The 530-nt window shown below is 49.8% G+C and carries 1 protein-coding gene; it reads left to right on the top strand.

The genetic code is table 11. The features are described 5' to 3' along the window. Positions 1–530, top strand: a 530-nt coding sequence (locus A587_RS24440) for an AMP-binding protein (RefSeq protein WP_036965371.1), incomplete at both ends; no start/stop codon positions are given.

Below are 530 nucleotides of genomic sequence, written 5' to 3'. Positions count from 1 at the left end.
GCAGGCCTATTGCCTGCCGATACCCCTATCGCCCTCTACTTTTCTCGCAGTAGCGAGATGCTTATTGCTATTTTGGCCGTGCTCAAAGCCGGTGGTGCCTATGTGCCTGTTTCACCAGATTATCCAGAAGCTCGGGTTGAGTTTATTTTAACCGACACCAACACCGACTTAGTGCTAACACAGGAATGCCACTTGCCGTCACTTAAGCCTGTGCTTGGAAAAGCGGCGGTGCTCAGTGTCAATACCCATGCACTGGCGGTGGAGCACGAGAACTTAGTGCGCCCAACAGCGTTGGCTAATTTGGCTTATATCATCTACACCTCAGGAACAACCGGGCAACCAAAAGGCGTGATGCTCACTCAGCACAATGTGCTTTACTACCTTCACGCCTTAACCTGCCAGTTAGGTGACAAGTATCGTAATATCGACTTTTCTTCTAACTACTGTTTTGACCTGTCGGTGACCACCACCTTATGCCCGCTCCTTGCTGGACAAACGGTATGTGTCTATGAAGGCGATATTCTTGATGC

It is taken from the genome of Pseudoalteromonas sp. NJ631 (assembly GCF_000276645.1).
In the GTDB taxonomy this organism is placed as follows: Bacteria; Pseudomonadota; Gammaproteobacteria; order Enterobacterales; family Alteromonadaceae; genus Pseudoalteromonas; species Pseudoalteromonas piscicida.
Note: the sequence above shows the minus strand (reverse complement) of the source record. Positions and strands in the feature narration are given on the sequence as shown.